Annotated in this window: 5 protein-coding genes; 2 read left to right on the top strand and 3 right to left on the bottom strand. The window is 67.6% G+C overall.

All coding sequences use genetic code 11. The features are described from left to right. Positions 1-528 (top strand): nucleoside triphosphate pyrophosphohydrolase (locus FJY88_12785; GenBank protein MBM3288205.1); only part of this gene is annotated, 528 nt, incomplete at its 5' end. A 46-nt stretch (positions 529-574) separates the two neighbouring features. Here the strand turns inward: FJY88_12785 and FJY88_12780 are convergent. Genes FJY88_12780 through speB form a run of 3 tightly spaced genes read right to left on the bottom strand, consistent with a single transcriptional unit; the run spans position 575 to position 2,794 of the window. Continuing rightward, complete coding sequence (locus FJY88_12780) at positions 575-1,159, bottom strand: helix-turn-helix domain-containing protein (protein ID MBM3288204.1); 585 nt, start codon at positions 1,157-1,159, stop codon at positions 575-577. 20 nt (positions 1,160-1,179) lie between these two features. Further along, positions 1,180-1,746 carry a helix-turn-helix domain-containing protein gene (locus FJY88_12775; GenBank protein ID MBM3288203.1) on the bottom strand — a complete coding sequence of 189 codons (567 nt, stop codon included), beginning with the start codon at positions 1,744-1,746 and terminating at the stop codon, positions 1,180-1,182. Between the two features lie 37 nt (positions 1,747-1,783). Continuing rightward, positions 1,784-2,794, bottom strand: coding sequence for an agmatinase (speB, locus tag FJY88_12770; GenBank protein MBM3288202.1), 1,011 nt, complete (start codon positions 2,792-2,794; stop codon positions 1,784-1,786). Positions 2,795-3,118: 324 nt separating this feature from the next. Between speB and FJY88_12765 the strand changes: the two genes are divergently transcribed. Beyond that, on the top strand, positions 3,119-3,434 hold a 316-nt coding region (locus tag FJY88_12765), incomplete at its 3' end, for a hypothetical protein (GenBank protein ID MBM3288201.1).

The following is a 3,434-nucleotide window of genomic DNA, read 5'->3' as shown; positions in this document are numbered from 1 at the left end:
CACCCGGAGGTCTTCGGATCGATCGAGGTTTCGGGCGTCCGCGATCCGGAGACGTGGGAAGAGCGCAAGAGGAGGGAATCCCCTCCCGACACCGAGCCCATGAAGAGCCTTCCGGCCGGCATCCCCGCGCTGGCTCGCGCGAGGAGGCTTCAGGAGAAGGCCGCCGCCTTCGGGTTCGACTGGGGGGATCTGTCCGGCGTCACCGGCAAGATCCGCGAGGAGATCGACGAGCTGGCAAGCGCGATCGATCTGGACCGGCAGTCTGCCGCCGTCTCGGAAGAGCTGGGGGACCTTCTCTTCGCCGTGGTCAACCTGGCACGGCATCTGGGGAGAGACCCGGAGGCCACGCTGATCGCCGCGGCGGAGAAGTTCCGCTCACGCTTCAATCTCATGGCGGGGTCCCTCGAGTCGGACGGATACCGCCTGGGTCGCGCGAAGCTCGAGACCATGGAGGCCTACTGGCAGGAAGCGAAACGTGTCCAGCGCCGTCAGGCAGGAGCGCCCCCGGAGGCGGGCCGAGAGACCTAGCACGGCGACTGGCTGATCCAGCGCTCATGCGGGCTCCGGTCAACCCTCAGGATCGCCCGGAGGGGACCTCGCGGTGGTCGCTGATCACGAGCAGCCGGCATCCGAGATCGCCCGCGCGAATCCCGTGCGGTCCAGCTGGTACCGCGCCCTGGATCGAGTCGCCGGCGACGACGCGGCTCGTCTTCCCGCCGAGGCTCAACTCCGAGACTCCCTCGACGCAGTAGAAGCAGGCATCCTCCCCGGTCGCGAGCCACTCGATCTCGATGGCGCCTCCGGGTTCGAGTCTGACCTCGTGCGCCCTGATCCTCCCTCCGAGGATCCCGCGCGTGAGCGGCTCCACGGCGGCCCGATCCGCCGAGCCGACGCGCGGGGCCGGATCGCTCGGCCGTTCCCCGTCGCAGCTCACGCAGATCTCGTCGAGCTCCCGCTCCTCGACGAAGTAGCAAGGGTCCTTCCTCAAGGCGACAGCGATCCGGATGAGCGCTCCCACCGTGGGGCAGGTCATGCCGCGCTCGATCTCCGAGATGTGCGTCGACGAGAGGCCCGAGAGCCCTTCGACATCCTTGAGGGTCATCGCGTTGTGGAGCCGGACTTCCCGGACCCGCCTGCCCAGAGCTTCTTTCGTGATCATTCCCTCTCCTTCGGGCGGTCCTAGATGAAGAGACGAGGCCGCACGGCCCACAGGGACCGACTGGGGGTTGGGGAGAGATTGCGGATCCTGTGGGGGCGGGCCGCCTTGAAGTGCAGAGCGTCGCCTGGGCGGAGCACGTACGACGTGCCGTCCACGGCGACCTCGAGGATCCCCTCGAGAACGTAACAGAACTCCTCTCCCTGGTGGCCGGGGGCAGCCTCGACCTGTCCGTCGGCCTTGATTGTGGCGACGAAGTAGGAGAGGTCGGAACGCGCGCTGCGGTCGGTCAGCGGATCGAGGACGACCATCCCCCGCTCTGTGGAGAGGCTCTTGCGTTCCTCGCCGTGCTGGACTCTGAGCTCGGGAATCGCGGGAAGGTCGATCAGGTGCGACGGCAGCACCTCCAACGCTTGCGCGATCTTCTCCAGCGCGCCGACGGTCGGCGATGTGTTGCCTCTCTCGATCTCCGAGATGTGGGTCGCGCTGACGTGCACCTTCGCCTCGATCTGCTTGAGGGTCAGCCCCTTCTCCTGGCGTATGCGGCGGACTCTCCGGCCGAGCGCTCGACTGATCGTCTCCTGCATCATCCGATCGTCCTTTCCTGCCTCTCGCGGGACGGCAGTCTCACGGCCGGCTCCCCTGCGTCGGAGTCTCGCCGGCCGAAGGGGGGATCGATCCTGCCCCTCCCGGAGGCCAGACGATCCCGAGGATCTTGTTCAGCAGCTTCGCCGCAAGGAACTCCGGTGCGCGCAGACCCGGGATCGGGGAGAGTTCCATCATGTCGAAGCCGATCACGCTGCGGTCCCTTGTCAGCGCCCGAACGACCCACTGGATCTCGTCCCACAGGAGACCGCCCGGCTCCGGCGTGCCGGTTCCCGGCATGATGGAGGGATCCAGAACATCGAGGTCAAGGGTCAGGTAGATCTGCCTGCCCAGCAGGGGCAGGATCTCGGCCACGGCGGCCTCCCGATCCTCTCGGAGCCGGCGCGCCGGAAGGATCGCGAGCCTCTCGCGCCGCGCCCTCTCATGCTCCGGCTCGCTGAGGCTGCGGATGCCGACTTGCGCGCACGGGAAGAGCTCGCGCGCGCGCGCCATGACGCAGGCGTGGCTGTGGGCCGTCCCCTGGTACTCCTCCCGGAGGTCGGCGTGGGCATCGAGCTGCAGGATGGTTGCGGAAAGGCCCAGCTCGTGGAGGGCGCGAAAGGCGCCGATCGAGAGGCTGTGATCTCCGCCGAGCAGGACGGGAAGCTTCCCGTCTTCCAGAGCCTCTCGAACGATCCCCTGAACAACGAGGCTCATCGCTTCGGGCCCGGCAGCCACCTGCTCCACGATCGGCAGCGTGTGCACCCCGACATCGATGGGGGCGAAGCCGAGCTCCTCGTCGAAGAGCTCCATGTGCGTCGAGGCGTCGATCAGGGCGCGGGGCCCGTCGCGCGCCCCCGCAGCGTAAGTCGTGGTCAGATCGTAGGCGACGGGAATGACGACGACACGCGCCTCTTCTCGAGCCGCCTGCAGACCTCCGAAGGCCAGAAGGCTCTCCGCCCAGTTCAAGTTCGAGCTCCCGTACCTTTCCCCCCGCCAGATCCGGGATGGCAGTCGCCACTCCTTGATAGCTGAGCCCGCACCGCCGCGCAAGGGGCGGAATTGCTTAACCCCGCTTCTGTTGCGGCCTGCGGCCCTCTTCTGGCGACCGCGAGGCCTCCGGGGCGGAGATCCCCGGGGCTTGACACGGGTAGAAAGGGCTGGCTAGGGTTCTCTGATTCGCGGCCGCGAAACGGGCCCGAAGGGAGGTTGGAACCGGTGCGACTGAGCCTTTGCAGAACGCTGCGGCGGGGATCGTCTGTCCCCAAGTGGCTCACGGCTCAATTCGATCGACTCTCCAAGCTTCACCATAGCGTGCACTTAGCCGATATTGCCGAAATCGCTCAGCCAGTCTGGAACCTGCCGCGAGGACTCCGCGTGGCCGCTCTTGCCTTTGGCCTGGCGGCCCTGGTCGGAGGGATCCGCGCCCTCGATGCGCAGATCTCGACCCTGGGGGACGAGATCCTGTCCGCGACTGTCGAGCCCGCGACGCTCTCGGCGTCCTCGGAAGGCCCGCAGATGGGTCTGCCCCCGCACACGGCTCTCATGGTGGAGCAGATTCCAAAGCGGCTCGCCAGGGCGCAGACGCACCGATTCTTCGCCGTCTCCGTCACGGCCTACACGAGCGAGGCCTCGCAGACCGACGATAGCCCGAGTCTGACGGCGACCAGGCGTCCGGCCCGCCCGGGCACGA

This window comes from Candidatus Eisenbacteria bacterium (assembly GCA_016867495.1).
Lineage (GTDB): Bacteria > Eisenbacteria > RBG-16-71-46 > CAIMUX01 > VGJL01 > VGJL01.
Note: the sequence above shows the minus strand (reverse complement) of the source record. Positions and strands in the feature narration are given on the sequence as shown.